Annotated in this window: 20 protein-coding genes, 2 tRNA genes and 1 pseudogene; 15 read left to right on the top strand and 8 right to left on the bottom strand. The window is 63.1% G+C overall.

Annotated features, from left to right (window positions below):
• Positions 1 to 111: 111 nt before the first annotated feature.
• Both LOY45_RS17180 and sstT read right to left on the bottom strand, forming a co-directional pair.
• Positions 112 to 756 (bottom strand): YceH family protein, encoded by a 645-nt coding sequence (locus LOY45_RS17180; protein WP_115086310.1) that lies wholly within the window; start codon positions 754 to 756, stop codon positions 112 to 114.
• 96 nt (positions 757 to 852) lie between these two features.
• On the bottom strand, positions 853 to 2,064 hold the full coding sequence (sstT, locus tag LOY45_RS17175; RefSeq protein WP_115086311.1) for a serine/threonine transporter SstT: 1,212 nt from the start codon (positions 2,062 to 2,064) through the stop codon (positions 853 to 855).
• A gap of 214 nt (positions 2,065 to 2,278) precedes the next feature.
• On the opposite strand from sstT, the gene LOY45_RS17170 reads away from it, so the two are divergent.
• On the top strand, positions 2,279 to 3,433 hold the full coding sequence (locus tag LOY45_RS17170; RefSeq protein ID WP_115086312.1) for an MFS transporter: 1,155 nt from the start codon (positions 2,279 to 2,281) through the stop codon (positions 3,431 to 3,433).
• Here LOY45_RS17170 and nhaR read toward each other — a convergent pair.
• Positions 3,423 to 4,319 (bottom strand): transcriptional activator NhaR, encoded by an 897-nt coding sequence (nhaR, locus tag LOY45_RS17165; RefSeq protein WP_115086313.1) that lies wholly within the window; start codon positions 4,317 to 4,319, stop codon positions 3,423 to 3,425. The two genes, LOY45_RS17170 and nhaR, sit on opposite strands and share 11 nt — an antisense overlap.
• Positions 4,320 to 4,455: 136 nt before the next feature.
• On the opposite strand from nhaR, the gene LOY45_RS17160 reads away from it, so the two are divergent.
• Positions 4,456 to 4,698 carry a hypothetical protein gene (locus LOY45_RS17160; RefSeq protein ID WP_115086314.1) on the top strand — a complete coding sequence of 81 codons (243 nt, stop codon included), beginning with the start codon at positions 4,456 to 4,458 and terminating at the stop codon, positions 4,696 to 4,698.
• A 32-nt stretch (positions 4,699 to 4,730) separates the two neighbouring features.
• Positions 4,731 to 5,480 (top strand): TerC family protein, encoded by a 750-nt coding sequence (locus LOY45_RS17155; RefSeq protein WP_115086315.1) that lies wholly within the window; start codon positions 4,731 to 4,733, stop codon positions 5,478 to 5,480.
• A gap of 127 nt (positions 5,481 to 5,607) precedes the next feature.
• On the opposite strand, the gene LOY45_RS17150 is transcribed toward LOY45_RS17155, so the two are convergent.
• Positions 5,608 to 5,784, bottom strand: coding sequence for a hypothetical protein (locus LOY45_RS17150; protein ID WP_166675699.1), 177 nt, complete (start codon positions 5,782 to 5,784; stop codon positions 5,608 to 5,610).
• Positions 5,785 to 5,946: 162 nt separating this feature from the next.
• Here LOY45_RS17150 and LOY45_RS17145 point away from each other — a divergent pair.
• Positions 5,947 to 6,685: pseudogene (locus LOY45_RS17145) on the top strand (peptidase C39 family protein).
• Positions 6,686 to 6,707: 22 nt separating this feature from the next.
• On the opposite strand, the gene LOY45_RS17140 reads toward LOY45_RS17145, so the two are convergent.
• Positions 6,708 to 7,991: an NAD(P)/FAD-dependent oxidoreductase gene (locus tag LOY45_RS17140; RefSeq protein WP_115086317.1), complete on the bottom strand. Its 1,284-nt coding sequence runs from the start codon at positions 7,989 to 7,991 to the stop codon at positions 6,708 to 6,710.
• A 186-nt stretch (positions 7,992 to 8,177) separates the two neighbouring features.
• Between LOY45_RS17140 and LOY45_RS17135 the strand changes: the two genes are divergently transcribed.
• The 5 genes from LOY45_RS17135 (at position 8,178) to LOY45_RS17115 (ending at position 10,337) form a co-directional block, all read left to right on the top strand.
• Positions 8,178 to 8,254 (top strand) — tRNA-Val (locus LOY45_RS17135).
• A gap of 159 nt (positions 8,255 to 8,413) precedes the next feature.
• Positions 8,414 to 8,490, top strand: a tRNA-Val gene (locus LOY45_RS17130).
• Between the two features lie 266 nt (positions 8,491 to 8,756).
• Positions 8,757 to 9,329 (top strand): SPOR domain-containing protein, encoded by a 573-nt coding sequence (locus LOY45_RS17125; RefSeq protein WP_115086318.1) that lies wholly within the window; start codon positions 8,757 to 8,759, stop codon positions 9,327 to 9,329.
• A 53-nt stretch (positions 9,330 to 9,382) separates the two neighbouring features.
• Positions 9,383 to 9,898, top strand: coding sequence for a GNAT family N-acetyltransferase (locus LOY45_RS17120; RefSeq protein WP_233673808.1), 516 nt, complete (start codon positions 9,383 to 9,385; stop codon positions 9,896 to 9,898).
• A 13-nt stretch (positions 9,899 to 9,911) separates the two neighbouring features.
• Positions 9,912 to 10,337 carry a bifunctional (p)ppGpp synthetase/guanosine-3',5'-bis(diphosphate) 3'-pyrophosphohydrolase gene (locus LOY45_RS17115; RefSeq protein WP_115086320.1) on the top strand — a complete coding sequence of 142 codons (426 nt, stop codon included), beginning with the start codon at positions 9,912 to 9,914 and terminating at the stop codon, positions 10,335 to 10,337.
• A 3-nt stretch (positions 10,338 to 10,340) separates the two neighbouring features.
• On the opposite strand, the gene LOY45_RS17110 is transcribed toward LOY45_RS17115, so the two are convergent.
• From LOY45_RS17110 to LOY45_RS17100, 3 genes are all read right to left on the bottom strand, one after another.
• Positions 10,341 to 11,033 carry an endonuclease gene (locus LOY45_RS17110; protein WP_258578089.1) on the bottom strand — a complete coding sequence of 231 codons (693 nt, stop codon included), beginning with the start codon at positions 11,031 to 11,033 and terminating at the stop codon, positions 10,341 to 10,343.
• Between the two features lie 6 nt (positions 11,034 to 11,039).
• Positions 11,040 to 11,309: a DUF1654 domain-containing protein gene (locus tag LOY45_RS17105; RefSeq protein ID WP_258578088.1), complete on the bottom strand. Its 270-nt coding sequence runs from the start codon at positions 11,307 to 11,309 to the stop codon at positions 11,040 to 11,042.
• A 165-nt stretch (positions 11,310 to 11,474) separates the two neighbouring features.
• Positions 11,475 to 12,563, bottom strand: coding sequence for an asparaginase (locus LOY45_RS17100; RefSeq protein WP_115086322.1), 1,089 nt, complete (start codon positions 12,561 to 12,563; stop codon positions 11,475 to 11,477).
• A gap of 344 nt (positions 12,564 to 12,907) precedes the next feature.
• Here LOY45_RS17100 and LOY45_RS17095 point away from each other — a divergent pair, with 344 nt between their 5' ends.
• Genes LOY45_RS17095 through rbsD form a run of 6 tightly spaced genes read left to right on the top strand, consistent with a single transcriptional unit; the run spans position 12,908 to position 18,806 of the window.
• Positions 12,908 to 13,864, top strand: coding sequence for a sugar ABC transporter substrate-binding protein (locus tag LOY45_RS17095; RefSeq protein WP_233673807.1), 957 nt, complete (start codon positions 12,908 to 12,910; stop codon positions 13,862 to 13,864).
• A gap of 51 nt (positions 13,865 to 13,915) precedes the next feature.
• Entirely contained in the window at positions 13,916 to 15,466 is a 1,551-nt protein-coding gene (locus tag LOY45_RS17090) for a sugar ABC transporter ATP-binding protein (RefSeq protein WP_258578087.1), read from the top strand.
• Positions 15,463 to 16,455 carry an ABC transporter permease gene (locus tag LOY45_RS17085; RefSeq protein WP_115086326.1) on the top strand — a complete coding sequence of 331 codons (993 nt, stop codon included), beginning with the start codon at positions 15,463 to 15,465 and terminating at the stop codon, positions 16,453 to 16,455. The genes LOY45_RS17090 and LOY45_RS17085 overlap by 4 nt, the downstream gene beginning before the upstream one ends.
• A gap of 4 nt (positions 16,456 to 16,459) precedes the next feature.
• On the top strand, positions 16,460 to 17,482 hold the full coding sequence (locus tag LOY45_RS17080) for a LacI family DNA-binding transcriptional regulator (RefSeq protein WP_115086327.1): 1,023 nt from the start codon (positions 16,460 to 16,462) through the stop codon (positions 17,480 to 17,482).
• 14 nt (positions 17,483 to 17,496) lie between these two features.
• Positions 17,497 to 18,405, top strand: a complete 909-nt coding sequence (rbsK, locus tag LOY45_RS17075) for a ribokinase (protein ID WP_258578086.1) — start codon at positions 17,497 to 17,499, stop codon at positions 18,403 to 18,405.
• Positions 18,402 to 18,806, top strand: a complete 405-nt coding sequence (gene rbsD / locus LOY45_RS17070) for a D-ribose pyranase (RefSeq protein ID WP_233673804.1) — start codon at positions 18,402 to 18,404, stop codon at positions 18,804 to 18,806. Before rbsK ends, rbsD begins: the two co-directional genes overlap by 4 nt.
• Positions 18,807 to 18,825: the final 19 nt, after the last annotated feature.

Below are 18,825 nucleotides of genomic sequence, written 5' to 3'. Positions count from 1 at the left end.
GATCCGTGTACACCAAACCCTGTGGGAGCTGGTTTGCCACAATGGATCTGTTGGCACCAAACCCTGTGGGAGCTGGCTTTGCCAGCGATGGGCTGCAAAGCAGCCCCGGGTTTACTCGAACTGCGCCAAGCGCTCTTCCAGCGCCGCGATCCGTGCTTCCAGCGCTTCAATCCGCTCTACCGACACTGCGCCGCCGGCCGAGCGCTCCGGCCCTTGCTGACGCGCCGCCAGAATCGCCTCGATCTCGGCCGGATCCCCCAGTGCATGGGTATAGCGATCCTCTCGCTGCCCGGCCTGACGCGGCAGGTGCAGGGCAAAGCCGCGGGCGATCAGGCGCTCGAGCTGGTGCACGACCTGCTCGGCATCTTCGAACTCATGCATGCGGCTGCTGCGGGTCAGCAGCTCGTTAACGGTCTGCGGCCCGCGCAGGAACATCAGCCCGAGCAGGATCACCTGCGCCGGTACCAGCTCCAGGGCCTTGTCCACGCGCTGCTCCCAGCGGTCGGCGCGGCTGCCCATCTGCAGGCGGGTCAGGCCCTGGCCTTCCAGCGCGCGCAGGGCTTGACCGACCTGGCCCTGGCTAAGGTTCATCACCGGCTCACGGCTGGTCTTCTGGTTGCAGGCCAGCACCAGGGCGTTGAGGGTCAGGGGGTAGGTTTCCGGGCTGGTGGCCTGTTTTTCGATCAGCGAACCGAGCACGCGAATCTCGGTGCTGGTGAAGCGGGCGTCGGAAGGGGTTTCGTGTTCGGCGGACATGGCCCTGTCTCTATGCGAAGAAAGGCCTCTAGCCTAGGTGCGCAACAGGGTAAAACACAAGCAGCCGGTGCAGGACGCACCGGCTGCCGGTCAGGCTCAGGCGGCCTGGCGTTCCTCGGCCAGGCAGGCCGCGGCGGTAAACAGGACGTCGGTGGAGGAGTTCAGCGCGGTTTCCGCCGAGTCCTGCAGCACACCAATAATGAAGCCAACGGCCACCACCTGCATGGCGATCTCGCTGGGGATGCCGAACAGGCTGCAGGCCAGCGGGATCAGCAGCAGCGAACCACCGGCTACGCCCGAGGCGCCGCAGGCACACACGGCGGCGACGACGCTGAGCAGGATCGCGGTAGGGATGTCGACGGCAATGCCCAGGGTATGTACGGCGGCCAGGGTCAGCACGGTGATGGTGATGGCTGCGCCGGCCATGTTGATCGTCGCGCCCAGCGGGATCGACACCGAGTAGGTGTCTTCATGCAGGCCGAGTTTTTCGCTCAGGGCCATGTTCACCGGGATGTTGGCCGCCGAGCTGCGGGTGAAGAAGGCGGTGATGCCGCTTTCACGCAGGCACAGCAGTACCAGCGGGAAGGGGTTGCGGCGAATCTTCCAGAAGACGATGATCGGGTTGACCACCAGCGCCACGAACAGCATGCAACCGATCAGCACGGCCAGCAGGTGCAGGTAGCCGAGCAGGGCGTCCAGCCCGGACTGCGCCAGGGTCGAGGCGACCAGGCCGAAAATCCCCAGCGGCGCGAAACGAATCACCACGCGCACGATCAGCGTCACCCCGTTGGACAGGTCGGCAACCACCGTCCGCGTGGTTTCCCCAGCATGACGAATCGCCACGCCGAGGCCGATGGCCCAGGCCAGCACGCCGATGAAGTTGGCGTTCATCAGCGCGCTCACCGGGTTGTCGACCACGCTCAGCAGCAAACTCTGCAGCACTTCAGTGATACCGCCGGGTGCGCTCAGGGCAACGTCCGAGGTGCTCAGCGCCAGGTTCGAAGGGAAGGCCATGCTGGCGATCACCGCGACCACAGCGGCAGCGAAGGTGCCGAACAGGTACAGCACCAGGATCGGGCGGATATGGGTTTCCGTGCCGTGACGGTGGTTGGCGATGGAAGCCATGACCAGGATGAACACCAGGATCGGCGCCACCGCCTTCAGTGCGGAAACGAACACCTTGCCGACAAAGCCGAGGCTGGCGGCGGTGTCGGGGGCGAACACCGCCATGGCGATACCGGCGACGAGGCCGATCATGATCTGGACCACCAGGCTGGTGCGGTTCAACAGGTTTAGAACAGGGGTCATGTCAGGTGTTTCTCTGTCTTGTTCAGGGGCGGCGGGCGAACCACGGCGCTGGAGCATGGGGCACCTGGCGGGGCAGGGCCGAGAAAAAGGGCGCGACTTTAGCACAGCAGGGCACATTTAGTGATTGCGCTGTGTCAGACGGTAGGGCGGGCGTGTAGTATGCGCGCCCTTTGCAAACGGCCCTGGCCGTTTTTTGTTTAGCTGCGGAGTGTAGATGTTACTGCCTATTTTGTTGCTGGCTGCGGCCGGCTTCACTGTACTGACCACCGAGTTCGTCATCGTCGGCCTGCTGCCGGGCATTGCCCGCGACCTTGAGGTCAGCGTGTCCCAGGCGGGCCTGTTGGTGACCCTGTTCGCCTTCACCGTGGCTTGCTTCGGCCCATTTCTCACCGCCTGGGCGGCGCGCTTCGAGCGCAAGCGCCTGTTCGTCGGCATTTTGCTGGTGTTCGCCGCGTCCAACGCCCTGGCGGCCATGGCCGACAACCTCTATGTGATGGGCGTGGCGCGCTTGATCCCGGCCTTGGGTTTGCCGGTGTTCTGGGCCCTGGCCAGTGAAACAGCAGTCGACATCGTCGGCCCGGCCTATGCCGGCCGGGCCATTTCCAAGATCAGCTTCGGCGTAGTGTGCGCCACGGTGTTCGGCATTCCGGTCGGTACCCTGATCGGCGACGCCCTGGGTTGGCGCGCGGCCTTTGCGGTGCTGGCGCTGCTGGCTCTGGCCAAGGCCTTGCTGCTGTACGTCTACCTGCCGCGCACGCCCCGGCATAACCAGGCCACCTCGCTGCTTGGCCAGTTCGGCATCCTGCGCAGCCGCCTGTTGCAAGGCCATGTGCTGCTCTCGGTGCTGGTGTTCAGCGGCATGTTCACCGCCTACACCTACCTGGCCGACATGCTCGAGCGCCTGGCCGGCTTTGACGGCGCGCTGGTCGGCTGGTGCCTGATGGGCTTTGGTGCGGTCGGCCTGATCGGCAACAGCCTGGGGGGTCGCGCGGTCGATCGGCATCCGTTGAAAGCCTCGGCTGCCTTCTGTGCCCTGATGATGGTCGGCATGATCGCCGTGGTGCCAGCGATCCATACGGTGTACGGCTTGGGCCTGGCCCTGGCGATCTGGGGCATGACCCAGGCGGCGCTGTTTCTGGTCAGCCATGTGCGGCTGATCAAGGCCGCGCCCCAGGCACCGGCCTTTGCCGCTTCGCTGAACATCGCCGGGGCCAACCTGGGCATTGGCCTGGGCGCGGTGATTGGCGGGCGGGTGATCGATACCCTGGGCCTGGCCAACCTCGGTTACGCCGCCGCTATCCTCATCGGCCTGTCGGTGCTGCTGGCGCTGGGGCTGATGAGCCCGCGCCTGCAACCGGCTACCAGTTGAACAACTGGCGTCGGGCGCCTTCGGTGATGGCGACAATGCCCGGGTGCTTGACCTTGCGCTCCACCGAGATGGCGTAGAACGACTCGTTGACCGCGTCGGTCTGGCCGATCAGCTCGACGCCATACTGCTTGCACACCTCGTCGGCAATCACGCTGGGGGCAATGAAGATACCGCTGCCGGATTGGCCGAAGGCCTGCATCAAGGCGCTGTCGTCGAACTCGCCAACGATCCGTGGTTGCAGTTGCTGCTCGGCAAACCAACGCAGCAGGCGGCTGCGCACTACGGTTTCCTGGCCGGGGATCAGCAGCGGCGCGTGTTGCAGGCAGGCCGGGAAGTTGCGCCCGTACTGCTCGGCCAACACGGGCGTTGCAAAAAAGCTGATGCCGCATTCACCGAGCTTCTGGCTGTAGCCCTTGATGTCCAGGTGACTGGGCATGGGGCTGTCGGAAATCACCAGGTCCAGGCGCTGGATCGCCAGGTCCGCCAGCAGCCGTTCGAGTTTGTCTTCGCGGCAGCTCAGGCGCAGGGCGTCTTCCATGTGCATGGTCGGTGCCAGCAGGCGATAGACGATGGATTTGGGCACCACATCCGCCACCCCGACCCGAAACAGGATCTGCTGCTCATCAGGCCGGGCCCGCAGCATGGCTTCGAGCTCGCCGCCAATCTGGAACATCTGTTCGGCGTAGGTCAGGGTTTGCCGGCCGCTCTCGGTCAGCTCCAGCTGCCTCCCGACCCGGCGGAACAACTCGATGCCATAGGTTTGTTCGAGTAGGGTGATCTGCCCGCTGATGGTCTGCGGGGTCAGGTTCAACTGCTCGCAGGCCCGCACGATGCTGCCGGTCTTGGCCACCACCCAGAAGTAATGCAGTTGCCGGTAATTGAGCATGCTGATTCCCGATTCGTAAAAACCGAAGTATAACCGCTGAAAATACGAATTTTCCTGATGTATTCAGCTCTTTAGAATCCCTTGCCATCACGGTGCCCCTGAATGAGCACCGATTTAATTGCACGGAGATCCACAGATGCTTCACTTCAAATCCATCGGTACACCCCTGGTGTTGCTGCTGGCCCTGCTGGCCATGAGCGGTTGCGAGCAGGCGGAAAAGTCCGCCCAGCAGATGCTCAACCAGGCGGCGGAGTCGGCCAAGGAAGCCATCGATAAAACCAACGAAGCCGCCCAGCAGGCCCTGAGCGAAGCCACCGGCTCCGAAGGCAGCGACAAGGCTGGTAAACCCGAGCGCGACGACAGCGCCCAGGACATCTGACCCACCCCTTACCCCGATGCAGGATTTGATTCATGGAATACTTGTTGGAACTCGCTGCAAGCCCGACCGCCTGGGTCGCCCTGGCCACCCTGGTGGCCATGGAGATCGTCCTCGGTATCGACAACCTGATCTTCATCTCGATCCTGACCAACAAGTTGCCTGAAGAATTTCGCTCCAAGGCGCGGCGCATTGGTATCAGCATGGCGCTGGTGATGCGCCTGGGCCTGCTCAGCACCGTGGCCTGGATCGTCCAGCTCACCGAGCCGGTTGTCGATGTGTTTGGTCATACCTTCTCCTGGAAGGACATGATCCTCATCGCCGGTGGCCTGTTCCTGCTGTGGAAAGCGACCAAGGAAATCCACGAGAGCGTCGACCCGCGCGCCCAGGCTGAAGCCAAGGCGTCGTCGACCATCACCCTGGGCTTTGCTGCGGCGATCGGGCAGATCCTGGTGCTGGACATCGTCTTCTCGATCGACAGCATCATCACCGCCGTGGGCATGACCGAGCACCTGCCGATCATGATCATCGCCGTGATCAGTGCCGTGATCGTGATGCTGGTGGCGGCCGACCCGCTGGCCCGGTTCATCAACGATAACCCGACCGTGGTGATGCTGGCCCTGGGCTTCCTGATCATGATCGGCATGACCCTGATCGCCGAAGGTTTCGGTGCTCATGTACCCAAGGGTTATGTGTATGCGGCGATGGCCTTCTCGACGGCGATCGAGGTGCTCAACATCATGTCGCGCCGGGCGCGCTTGAAGCGCGAGGCTACTGAAGCTTAATAATTGCTGAAGTAGAAACTGTGGGAGCCGGCCTTGCCGGCGATGGGATCAGCGCGGTGCTTGTTACTGCGCGGTGTCCGCATCGCTGGCAAGCCGGCTCCCACAGTGCTTTATGCCAGCTATGAATCTAATGCGCCCCGGCATGCCGGCGACTACGCCGCGCCGGTACCGCGTCCTTGCCTTCGGGCTGAATACGATGATGCGGATGATGACGCCGGGCGATGCGCAACACCCCCCAGAGCATGGCGGCGGCGACGCTCAACCAGGCGCCGACCAGCATCAAAATTGCCATTGTCAGGCTCATGTGTGCCTCCTTAGGTCCGCGGCAAGGCAACAAGGCTCGCCAACGCGGACACGTCTTCAGTCTAGCCCGTTGCATGTTGCAGGCTATTGACCGATGGTCTAGAGGCTTGGGCCGCTTTGTTCTAAGCCTGCGGCGGGCTATACCCGAGGCGCGCGCCAGCCTATGATCAGCGCTCAGGGCCGGGCAGTGGCTGCCGGCCGTCATCGAGCGAGTGTTCATGCCTCCACTGACTTCCCTAATCGGCTTCACCCCACGCCGCCTGCTGGCGGCCTGCGCGGTAGGCCTGGCCCTGGCCGGTTGCGCCAGCCAGCCGCCATCCCAGCTTAAAAACCTGCCGCAACGGGTCGAGATCGGCTCGGTACCGTTCTACCGTGGCGAAGCCAACCAGAGCGCATCGATGGCCCTGGCGGCATTGCTGTCGCAACAGGGTGTACGCATCACCCCAGGATTGCTCGACGAGTCGTTGGGCCTGCCGGAGAACATCGACAAGCTTGAAGGCTCGATCCAGCGGGTTGGCCGCGAATACGGCATGGTGGTCTATCCGCTCGATCCGCGTCTGGAGGCCTTGCTGGCGCAAGTCGCGGCGGGTAATCCGGTATTGCTGCGCTTTCAGGAAGGTTCGGCGTTCTGGAGCGAGCCGCGCTATGCCTTGCTGGTCGGCTACGACCGCTACAAGCAGCGGGTATTGTTGCGGGCGGGGATGAACCGGCGCCTGCTGATGGAGTTCGATGACTTCGAATCAGCCTGGCAGAAGCAGGGGAGCTGGGCGGTGTTGGTCCAGCAGCCGGGCCAGTTGCCGGCCCAGGTCGACCGTCAGCGCTGGCTGAAAGCGGCCAATGACCTGGCCCAGGCGGGCCAGGAACAAGCGGCCCGGCAGGCCGTCAGCGCCCTGGGGCAGTGACGGCGCAGGCCGGGCAGGGCGATTAGAAGCCCAGACGATCGCGCAGGCTGTAGTACCAGGCGCCCAGGGCGCTGAACGGTACGCGCAGCAGTTGGCCACCTGGGAACGGGTAGTGCGGCAGCTCGGCGAAGGCATCGAAACGTTCGGCCTGGCCACGCAGGGCCTCGGCCAGCACCTTGCCCGCCAGGTGGGTGTAGGTAACGCCGTGGCCACTGCAGCCCTGGGAGTAATAGATGTTGTCGCCCAGGCGACCCACTTGCGGCAGGCGCGACAGGGTCAGCAGGAAGTTGCCGGTCCAGGCGTAGTCGATCTTCACGTCCTTGAGCTGCGGGAAGGCCTTGAGCATTTTCGGGCGGATGATCGCTTCGATGTTGGCCGGGTCACGGGCGCCGTACACCACGCCACCGCCGAAGATCAGGCGCTTGTCGCCGGTCAGGCGGTAGTAGTCGAGCAGGTAGTTGCAGTCTTCGACGCAGTAGTCTTGCGGCAGCAGGCTGCGCGCCAGGTCTTCGCTCAGTGGCTCGGTGGTGATCACCTGGGTGCCGCAGGGCATCGACTTGGCCGCCAGCTCCGGCACCAGGCCGCCGAGGTAGGCGTTACCGGCAACGATGATGAACTTGGCGCGCACTTTACCTTGTGGGGTGTGCACTACCGGGTTGGCGCCGCGCTCGATGCGGATGGCCGGCGATTGCTCGTAGATCTTGCCGCCCAGCGACTCGACCGCGGCGGCTTCGCCCAGGGCCAGGTTCAGCGGGTGGATGTGGCCGCCGCTCATGTCGAGCATGCCGCCGATATATTGGTCGCAGTCGACCACTTCACGGATGCGCTTCTGGTCCATCAGCTCCAGCTGGGTGTGGCCGAAGCGTTCCCACAGGCGCTTTTGCGATTCCAGGTGGCCCATCTGCTTGGGTGTCAGGGCGGCGAATACGCCACCGTCCTTGAGGTCGCACTGGATGTTGTATTTGGCCACGCGCTCACGGATGATGCGCCCGCCCTCGAAGGCCATGTGGCCCAGCAGTTGCGCCTGCTTGGGGCCGACGGTGCGTTCGATGACGTCGATGTCGCGGCTATAGCTGTTGACGATCTGCCCGCCGTTACGGCCAGAGGCGCCGAAGCCGACCTTGGCGGCTTCCAGCACGGTGACCTTGAAGCCGCTTTCAAGCAGGAACAGGGCGCTGGACAAGCCGGTGTAGCCGGCGCCGATCACGCAGACATCGGTCTGTACCTCTTCCTGCAGCGCCGGGCGCGGCGGAACCGGATTGGCCGATGCGGCGTAGTAGGACTGAGGGTAGGGGGTATTGGCCATGCTGCGAAACCTCTGTTTTATATTTTTTACGACTGTACCGATGCTATCAATAATAATAAACACCCGCTAGTCGTGTGTTGAAAATCCTTTACCCCGGGTTTTCGCAAATACTTTTGTTATTCAGTGGCTTAGCGTTAAAAAAAGAGTTGACACTGTTCGGCGATTGCGTAGAATGCGCCCCACAGCAGGCACATAGCTCAGTTGGTTAGAGCACCACCTTGACATGGTGGGGGTCGTTGGTTCGAGTCCAATTGTGCCTACCAAATCAAATCCGCCCCTGCTGGCGGTACTGAAAAAGGCGATCCGAAAGGGTCGCCTTTTTTGTTTGCGCGGTATTTTTGCTGGTAAAGCAAAGCTGCTGATTTTTTTATGAAATTTCGCTTTACGAAGGTTAAAGACCTGCGTATTATGCGCCCCACAGCAGGCACATAGCTCAGTTGGTTAGAGCACCACCTTGACATGGTGGGGGTCGTTGGTTCGAATCCAATTGTGCCTACCAAACAAATCCACACTGCTGTGTGGTAACAGAAAGGGCGATCCGCAAGGGTCGCCCTTTTTGCATTTCAGTCCCAAGGCTGGCCAATGCCCCTGTGGGAGCTGGCTTGCCAGCGATCGAGCGCGAAGCGGTCGCAATTCAGGCGGCAACCGCGCGGGCCTCATCGCTGGCAAGCCAGCTCCCACAGTGATCGCGATAAGCCGTCGATAGTAACCATTGCCCTGCCTGCAGATGCTAAAATCCGCCGCTTGCATTCAGGAGATAGACGCGTGCGCAAAGTGGCGGTGGTAATGGCGGTGCTGGCTCTGGCCGGTTGCGAGAACGAAGTCGAAGGCGTGCACAAGCAGGTGGCCGAACACCTGCAGAACCCCAAGACAGCCAAGTTCGCCAACGTGCGATTCGACCAGCAAGGCATTATCTGCGGCCAGGTGCGTGGCAAGGATGACGCTGGCGTCTTCGTGCCGTATCGCAGCTACGTGGCGATCAAGCAGGCCGGCGGCGACTATCAGCTCATTATTGCCGACCAGGGCAGCAACCTGGCCATTCGCGAAAAATGCGGCGGCGCCGACCTGCAGCGCGCCGCCGACGCCGCCGCTGACCAGCCAGCGCCGCAGGGCTGGGATGTCGAGATCGTCCAGGGGGCGAACATGGGCGCCTTGAGCGACATGACCGCCCGCCTGATCGAAAAGCAGATCCCGTCCTCGGTGGTCTACCGCAACGGCAAGCCGGTGGTGCTGCTCGGCCCTTATCCCGACAAGGTTCAAGCGCAAGCGCAGCAAGCCGACGTCATGGCCCGCCTGGGCACCGACTCGATCGTCATCCAGCACGACGCCCCGCGCTAGCCAGCGACTTCCCGGTCCTCGTACACTCACGGCTCTACGCAAGGAGAGCCGTCATGAGTGATTCATCCGCCGCCATTACCCTGCAGCGTTGTACCGAACAGCATGTCGAGGGCCTGACCGCGCTGTACAACGACCCGCGGGTGGCGCGCCAGGTGCTGCAGATGCCTTACCAGTCACCGGAGATATGGCGCAAGCGACTGAGCCTGGACAACGAGCGGATGCTGTTTCTGGTGGCGCTGCACCAGGGCGAAGTCATCGGCAGTTGCTCGCTGGAGCAATACGCGCGAATCCGCCGTGCCCACTGTGGCGGTATCGGCATGGGCGTGGCGCCAGCCTGGCAAGGCAAAGGTGTCGGCAGTCGCCTGCTGGAGGCGGTACTGGAGGTGGCCGACAACTGGATGGGCCTGCAGCGCGTCGAGCTGACCGTGTACACCGACAATCATCCGGCGCTGGCCTTGTACAAACGCTTCGGCTTTACGGTTGAAGGTCAATTGATTGACTATGCTATGCGTGACGGTGAGTTGATCGATGTCTACAGCATGGCGCGTCTGCGACGACAGCCAGGCTGAGCAGGAGGGCCATATGTCTACGCTGGAGCGGGCCATTGCGGTTGCGGCGAGGGCACATGAAGGACAGCACGACAAAGGTGGGGCAGCCTATATCCTCCACCCGTTGCGGGTGATGCTGAGGGTGACGACGCCCGAGCAGCGCATTGTCGCGGTGCTCCACGACGTGCTCGAGGATTCACCGATGACACTCTCCGACCTTGCTCGCGAAGGCTTCGCCCTGAAGATCCTTGCGGCGGTGCAGGCGCTGAGCCGGCGAGATGACGAAAGCTACGAAGCCTTCGTTGTGCGGGTTGGCGATGACCCGCTGGCGCGGGTGGTCAAGCTGGCTGACCTTGCCGACAACAGCGACCTGTCGCGCATCAGTATCCCCAGCCCTGAAGACATTGCCCGCCTGGCCCGTTACCAGCAGGCCAGCGCCTACCTGCAGGCGCTGGCCTGAGCCTCAACCGCAGGCGCTGAGGTTCACGGGTCCGACGAACTCATTGCCATGGCCCATCACGCAGGCCACTCGCTGGTTGCGCTGGCGCTCCCAGGGCTGCGGCGGGTAGGTCTTGTTCCAGGCTTCGTACAGCTGGCGGTCCTGCTTGGACAGCTTGAGGCTGTACTGCTTGCTCATATAGAAGTAGGTGCGCGCGATCATCCCGCGAATCGACGGCCGCGGCATGACCTTCTTGGCCTTGAAGTCCACCTGGGTCAGGCACGAGCCGTATTGCCCGCGCTGCTCGGGCAGCCAGCCGAAACTGAAGTTGCTGCGATCGCCATTGACCTCGCCAATGCTCGGCACCAGGTTGTGCAGGTCGGCCTCGGCGCGCTGGTAGACCTTGTCATTGCGCGAGCAGTTCTTGCGCCCGCCGCTTTGCCAGCATTGACGCTGATGGCCGATATGCCAGGCCGGGACGATATGCTCCCACTCGATGCGCGAGGCGCGGTTGGCATTCTTGCGCGGCACATAACCGCAGGCATTCAAATCGACCTTGTTGCCGTTGTACTTGCAGCCGCAGTAGAACTCGGTGGACTGCGGCGCGTACAGGCGCCAGGCGACCTTCTTGGCTTCGTTGAAGGTGCGCGGTGCATCGGCGTGGGCGGTGGTGACACTGAACAACAGACAAGCTACTGCAAAAAACGGAAATCTCATGCGCTTTCAATCTTCCTTCGGCACAACCCAGAAAATCTGCACGCCACCGTCATCGCGGTAGGCGAGGGTGACGTTGTCGTTCTCGGCGATTTCGTCGAGCAGGGTGGCCCAGTCTTCAGGCGATTCGTGCTCCAGGCAGAAGATCAGCGCGGCCCGGGCTTTTTGCGCGGTGGGGGAATTGATGATTTTCTGGATGCGGGTGCCCAGTTGCTCGTAACTGCTGGCAGGGGCGGAAGTGGTGGCCACGAAGCGTTCCTTTTTTAGCTGTATGCGCATACAGTATTTTACTGTAAGCAATTTCGCAACAGCTCGTCGGTGAAAGAGCGCATGTGACCGCAAACCGCGCGGTTTGCTGCGGTCTGTTTAAAGTATTTTTTGCGAGGGTAGGGGAAGCAGGCTTGCCCGTCCTACAGGGCGGGCAAGCACTTGGGGGTTACTCGATCAGTATTCCCAGAAGATCCGCTGCAGCTCTTTGCTGTCCTGGGTCTTGGTCATGGCGACCATGGCCAGGATGCGGGCTTTTTGCGGGTTCAGGTCATGGGCGACGACGAAGTCGTTCTTGTCGTCAGGCTGCTCGGCGTTACGCAGCACGAAGCCGCCGGCATTGACGTGGGACGAACGAATGATCTGCACGCCTTGCTTGCGCAGTTCCTGCAGGGCAGGCACTACACGCGAGGAAACCGAGCCATTGCCGGTGCCGGCGTGGATGATCGCCTTGGCGCCATTTTGCGCCAGTGCCTTGTAGGCGGTGTCGGTGACGTTGCCGTAACCATAGGCGATATCAACGGCAGGCAGGTTGCTGATCTTCTTGATGTCGAATTCCGAGTCGACGGTGTGACGCTTGGCCGGCAGGCGGAACCAGTAGGACTTGCCTTCCACGACCATGCCCAGCGGGCCCCATGGGCTCTTGAAGGCTTCGGTCTTGATGTTCACGGTCTTGCTGACGTCGCGACCCGACAGGATCTCGTCGTTCATGGTGACCAGCACGCCCTTGCCGCGCGAATCCTTGTTGCTGGCAACGGCCACGGCGTTGTACAGGTTGAGCATGCCGTCAGCCGACATCGCGGTGCCCGGGCGCATGGAGCCGACCACGACGATTGGCTTGTCGGTTTTTTCGACCAGGTTGAGGAAGTAGGCGGTCTCTTCCAGGGTGTCGGTGCCGTGGGTGATGACGATGCCGTCGACGTCCTTGCTGTCGGCGAGTTCGGCGACGCGCTTGCCCAGTTGCAGCAGGTTTTCGTTGCTGATGCTTTCGGAGGCGATCTGCAGGACTTGCTCGCCGCGCACATTGGCCAGGGTGGCCAGTTCCGGGACGCCGGCGATCAGCTTGTCGACACCGACTTTGGCAGCCTGGTAGGTCGCGCTGTTGGCGGTGCTGGCGCCAGCGCCGGCGATGGTGCCACCGGTGGCGAGGATCACCACGTTGGCCAGTTTCTGTTGGTTCTCGACTTCCTTGGCGTTGACGCCTGCGGGCAGTAACAGCAGCAGGGCCAAAGCGCCCGGAACGAAGGAATTAAGCGCAGCTTTCATCGTTGATCTCTCTTCTGTCTGGAGTTCGCTGTGTAACGCGCTTACAGGAGCAGATTCCGTACCAGAACAGCCGTTCGTCGGTTTTCATCTTCAATCTATTGATTTTCATGGGCTTTGCGGGCTTTGCGAAACACCGGCAAAGCATTTTTCTATTCGGAATTCCGAATATTGTGTACAAGAGGTGTTCGGTTTTCCGGTTATTTTTAGGATAATTCCTACGCGCACTTTCCAAATTTTCCAAATGGTCTCCGGCGGTGGATTTGACAAAATTTGGTTACATTCCCATAGTGGCTTAACGCAAACGTTTGCGACCCGATAAAAATCATAAGATCCGGAGTAAACCCATGAAGCTGCCCTTTGCTGGACGCCTGCTGGCGGTCGCCGTACTTTCCTCGCTGTCCCTCGCTACCCCTTTTTCCCAAGCCCTGGCCGATGAAGCCAAGCCCAAAGTCGCGCTGGTGATGAAGTCGCTCGCCAACGAATTCTTCCGGACCATGGAAGATGGCGCCAAGGCCTATCAGAAAGATCACGCCAATGACTTCGACCTGGTGTCCAACGGCATCAAGGACGAGACCGATGCCGGCAACCAGATCCGCATCGTCGAGCAGATGATCGTCTCCGGGGTCAATGCCCTGGTCATCGCCCCGGCCGACTCCAAGGCCCTGGTGCCCGTGGTGAAAAAGGCCATGGACGCGGGTATCACCGTGATCAATATCGACAACCGCCTCGACCCCGAGGTGCTCAAGAGCAAGAACCTCAGCGTGCCGTTCGTGGGCCCCGACAACCGCAAGGGCGCACGCCTGGTAGGTGAGTACCTGGCCACGCAGAAGCTCAAGGCCGGTGACCAGGTCGCCATCATTGAAGGCGTCTCGACCACCACCAACGCCCAGCAGCGCACCGCAGGCTTCAAGGATGCGATGGAAGCGGCGCAGATCAAGGTCGTCTCGGTGCAGTCGGGCGACTGGGAAATTGCCAAGGGCAACGCCGTGGCGGCCTCCCTGCTCAACGCCAACCCTGACCTCAAGGCGCTGCTGGTCGGCAACGACAGCATGGCCCTGGGCGCTGTTTCGGCGGTGCGTGCCGCAGGCAAGGCCGGGCAGGTGCAAGTGGTTGGCTACGACAACATCAATGCGATCAAACCGATGCTCAAGGACGGCCGCGTGCTCGCCACCGCCGACCAGTACGCCGCCAAGCAGGCGGTGTTCGGCATCGAGGCGGCGCTGAAGATGCTCAAGGGCGAGAAAACCGATGTCGACGCCGACAACGTCATCCAGACGCCGGTCGAGCTGGTCACCCAATAAGTAGTCGCACTATGGGCGCCCGTCGTGCGGCGGGCGCCAGGAGAACAGGCAATGTCAGCGACTGCGGATGTCGTACTTTCAGTCAGCGCGATCGGCAAGACCTACGCCCAGCCGGTACTCGGCGATATCGACCTGAGCCTGCGCCGGGGTGAAGTGCTGGCCCTGACCGGCGAAAACGGGGCGGGCAAGAGCACCCTGTCGAAGATCATCGGCGGCCTCGAAGTGCCCACCACCGGGCACATGCTCTATCAAGGCCAGCCTTACCAGCCGGGCAGCCGCGCCGCCGCCGAGCGGCTGGGCGTGCGCATGGTCATGCAGGAGCTCAACCTGCTGCCGACCCTGACCGTGGCCGAGAACCTGTTTCTCGACAATTTGCCCGGGCGCGCCGGCTGGATCAATCGCAAGCGCCTGCGCCAACTGGCGGTGGCGGCCATGGCCCAGGTCGGCCTGGACGCCATCGACCCGGATACCCCGGTCGGCGAGCTGGGCATCGGTCATCAGCAGATGGTCGAGATCGCCCGCAACCTGATCGGCGATTGTCATGTACTGATTTTTGATGAGCCCACGGCGATGCTCACCGCCCGCGAGGTGGAGCTGCTGTTCACCCAGATCGAGCGCCTGCAGCAGCGCGGTGTGGCCATCGTCTACATCTCCCATCGCCTCGAAGAGCTCAAGCGCATCGCCCAGCGCATTGCCGTGCTGCGTGATGGCAAGCTGGTGTGTGTCGAGCCGATGCAGCGTTACAACAGCGAGCAACTGGTCAACCTGATGGTCGGCCGCGAACTCGGCGAGCATATCGACCTGGGCGTGCGCAACATCGGCGCGCCGATCCTCAAGGTCAACGGCCTGAGCCGCAGCGATAAGGTCAAGGATGTCTCGTTCGAGGTGCGCAGCGGCGAGATTTTCGGTATCTCCGGCCTGATCGGCGCCGGGCGCACCGAGTTGCTGCGGCTGATCTACGGTGCCGACAGCGCCGACAGTGGCAGCCTCGAGCTGGGCAAGCCCTTGCGCCCGGTGCGGGTCGATTCGCCCGTGGCCGCGGTGCGCCAGGGCATTGCCCTGATCACCGAAGACCGCAAGGGCGAAGGCCTGCTGCTGAGCCAGTCGATCAGCGCCAATATCGCCCTGGGCAACCTGCCGGCGATTTCCCGCGTTGGGGTGGTCAACAGTGGCGCCGAGCGCGAACTGGCCGAACGCCAGATCGCCGCCATGCGTATCCGCAGCTCCAGCCCCGAGCAGGTGGTCGGCGAGCTGTCGGGCGGCAACCAGCAAAAGGTGGTGATCGGCCGCTGGCTGGAGCGCGATTGTGCGGTGCTGCTGTTCGATGAACCGACCCGCGGCATCGACGTGGGCGCCAAGTTCGATATCTATGGCCTATTGGCCGAACTGGCGCGCCAGGGCAAGGCGCTGGTGGTGGTGTCCAGCGACCTGCGCGAGCTGATGCTGATTTGCGACCGCATCGGCGTGCTCAGCGCCGGGCGCCTGATCGACACCTTCGAGCGCGACAGCTGGACCCAGGACCAACTACTGGCCGCAGCCTTTGCCGGCTATCAGAAACGTGATGCGTTGCTGCATGAAGCGGCACCCAGGACAACCCCATGAAAACCACGCAACTGGACACCGCCGCCCCCAGCGCCAAGCGCAGCGGCACCTACTTCGGCCTCGGTACCTACCTGGGCCTGGCCGGCGCCTTGCTGGCGATGATCGTGCTGTTCTCGTTGTTGAGCAGCCACTTTCTGTCGTACGCCACCTTCAGCACCCTGGCCAACCAGATCCCCGACCTGATGGTGCTGGCGGTGGGCATGACCTTCGTGCTGATTATCGGCGGCATCGACCTGTCGGTGGGCTCGGTGCTGGCCCTGGCCGGTTCCGCGGTCAGCGTGGCGATGCTCGGCTGGGGCTGGAGCGTGATGCCGGCGGCCTTGCTCGGCATGGGCGTGGCGGCGCTGGCCGGCAGCATCACCGGCTCGATCACCGTGGCCTGGCGCATCCCGTCGTTCATCGTTTCCCTCGGCGTGCTGGAAATGGCCCGGGGCATGGCCTATCAGTTGACCGATTCGCGCACCGCCTACATCGGCGACGCCTTTGCCTGGCTGTCCAACCCGCTGGCCTTCGGTATCTCGCCGTCGTTCCTGATCGCCTTGCTGGTGATCATCCTCGCCCAACTGGTCCTCACCCGCACGGTGTTTGGCCGCTACCTGATCGGCATTGGCACCAACGAAGAGGCGGTGCGCCTGGCCGGTATCGACCCGCGCCCGTACAAGATCCTGGTGTTCTCGCTGATGGGCCTGCTCGCAGGTCTTGCCGCGCTGTTCCAGATTTCCCGCCTGGAAGCCGCTGACCCCAATGCCGGCTCCGGCCTCGAACTGCAGGTGATCGCCGCCGTGGTGATCGGCGGCACCAGCCTGATGGGCGGGCGCGGCTCGGTGATCAGTACCTTCTTCGGCGTGCTGATCATTTCGGTGCTGGCCGCAGGCCTGGCGCAGATTGGCGCCTCGGAGCCGACCAAACGCATCATCACCGGGGCGGTGATCGTCATCGCCGTGGTCCTCGACACTTACCGCAGCCGGCGCGCGCGCAGGCGGAACTGAAACAATGGCAACCATCAAAGATGTTGCGGCACTGGCGGGGATTTCCTACACCACCGTGTCCCATGTACTGAACAAGACCCGCCCGGTCAGCGAACCGGTGCGCCTTAAAGTCGAAGCGGCGATCGCCGAGCTCGACTACGTGCCCAGCGCCGTAGCGCGTTCGCTCAAGGCCCGCAGCACCGCAACCATCGGCCTGTTGGTGCCCAACAGCGTCAACCCGTACTTCGCCGAGCTGGCTCGCGGTATCGAGGACGGCTGCGAACGCAACGGTTACTGCGTGATCCTCTGCAACTCCGATGACAACCCGCAGAAGCAGCGCAGTTACCTGCGCGTCTTGCTGGAAAAACGCATCGACGGCCTGATCGTCGCTTCGGTCGGTGAAGACAGCGACCTGCTCGACAGCCTGGCCAGCGTGCGCACGCCGATGGTCATCGTCGACCGCGCGCTGGAAGGCGTGGCTGCCGACCTGGTGCGAATCGACCACGAGCAGGGTGCATACCTGGCGACCCGGCACCTGCTGGAACTGGGCCATCGCGACATCGCCTGCATTGGCGGCCCGGCCAGCACCAGCGTCGCCCAGTTGCGCCTGGCCGGTTTCCATCGGGCGCTCGCCGAAGCCGGCGTTACCCCGCGCCAGGACTGGCTGCTGAGCAGCGAATTCACCAGTATCGGTGGCTATACCGCGGCGGCGGCGCTGCTTGAAGGCGAGCGGCCGACGGCGATCTTTGCCGGCAACGACATGATCGGTATCGGCGTATTGCGTGCCGCCGCCGAGCGCAATATCTGCGTGCCCAGCGAGCTGTCGGTGATCGGCTTCGACGACATCCAGATCAGCCAGTACGTGTTCCCGGCGTTGACCACCGTCGGCCAGTCGATCCGCGAACTGGGCGAGAGCGCCGCCGAACTGCTGCTGCGGCGCATCGCCGAACCCCTGCGCGGTGCCCCGGAGCAGCGCATCGTCGCGCCGAGCATCGTCCTGCGCGAATCCACGGCGCCGCGCCCCGACCTTTTCAATGATTACCGCTGAGAACGAGCCCGCACATGCAAGCCAATGTAGTAGTGGTAGGTAGCCTGAACATGGACCTGGTGGCGCGCGCCCAGCGCCTGCCGCGCGGTGGCGAAACCCTGGTGGGTGAAACCTTCGTCACGGTGCCGGGTGGCAAGGGCGCCAACCAGGCGGTGGCGGCGGCGCGCCTGGGGGCGCAGGTGGCGATGGTTGGCTGCGTCGGTGACGATGCCTATGGCCAGCAACTGCGCCAGGCCCTGGCCGATGAACAGATCGACTGCCAGGCGGTGAGCATTGCCACCGGGGTGTCCAGCGGTGTGGCGCTGATTGTGGTCGATGCTGCCAGCCAGAACGCCATCGTCATCATTGCCGGTGGCAATGGCCAGTTGCTGCCCGAGTCGGTGCAGCGCTTCGATGCCTTGCTGCAGAAAGCTGACGTGATCATCTGTCAGCTGGAGGTGCCCATGGCGACCGTTGCCTACACCCTTGAGCGGGGCAGGGCGCTGGGCAAGACGGTGATTCTCAATCCGGCGCCGGCCAGCGGCCCGCTGCCGGCAGAATGGTTTGCCAATATCGACTACCTGATCCCCAACGAAAGCGAAGCCGAAGCCCTCAGCGGGCTGCCGGTCAACGACCTGGAAAGCGCCAAGGCGGCCGCCAGCCGGTTGCTGGCCATGGGCGTTGGCAAGGTGATTGTCACCCTGGGGGCTCAGGGGGCGTTGTTTGCCGATGCTCAGGCATTCAGGCATTTCCCGGCGCCGGTGGTGAAGCCGGTGGATACCACGGCGGCGGGCGACACCTTTGTCGGCGGTTTCGCCGCGGCCCTGGCGCGCGGCGAAGAGGAGGGCGCGGCCATCGCCTTCGGCCAGCGGGCAGCGGCCCTGTCGGTCACTCGTGCGGGTGCACAGCCGTCGATTCCGCACCTCGCCGAGCTGCAGCCATGAAGAAGACGCCGTTGCTCAATATCGCCCTGTCGCGCCTGATCGCCTCCCTTGGCCATGGCGACATCCTGCTGATCGGCGATGCCGGTTTGCCGGTGCCGCCGGGTGTGGAGCTGATCGACCTGGCGCTGACGCCGGGCATTCCGGATTTCGCCACTACTCTGCGCATAGTGCTGAGTGAAATGCAGGTCGAAAGCCACGTGCTGGCGGACGAAATCCTCCAGCATCAGCCGCCTGGTCTGACAGCGGTCGAGCAGTTGACTGCCCAGGGCGAGCTGGGCGTCCGACGCCTGCTCAGCCATGACGAGTTCAAGCACTTGAGCCGCAGTGCCCGCGCCATCGTGCGGACCGGTGAATGTCAGCCCTACAGCAATATCGCGTTGGTTGCCGGGGTGACCTTCTAGCGTTTTTCCATCTGATCAT

Origin of the sequence: Pseudomonas wadenswilerensis, from assembly GCF_024749185.1 — a bacterium.
GTDB lineage: Bacteria > Pseudomonadota > Gammaproteobacteria > Pseudomonadales > Pseudomonadaceae > Aquipseudomonas > Aquipseudomonas wadenswilerensis.
Note: the sequence above shows the minus strand (reverse complement) of the source record. Positions and strands in the feature narration are given on the sequence as shown.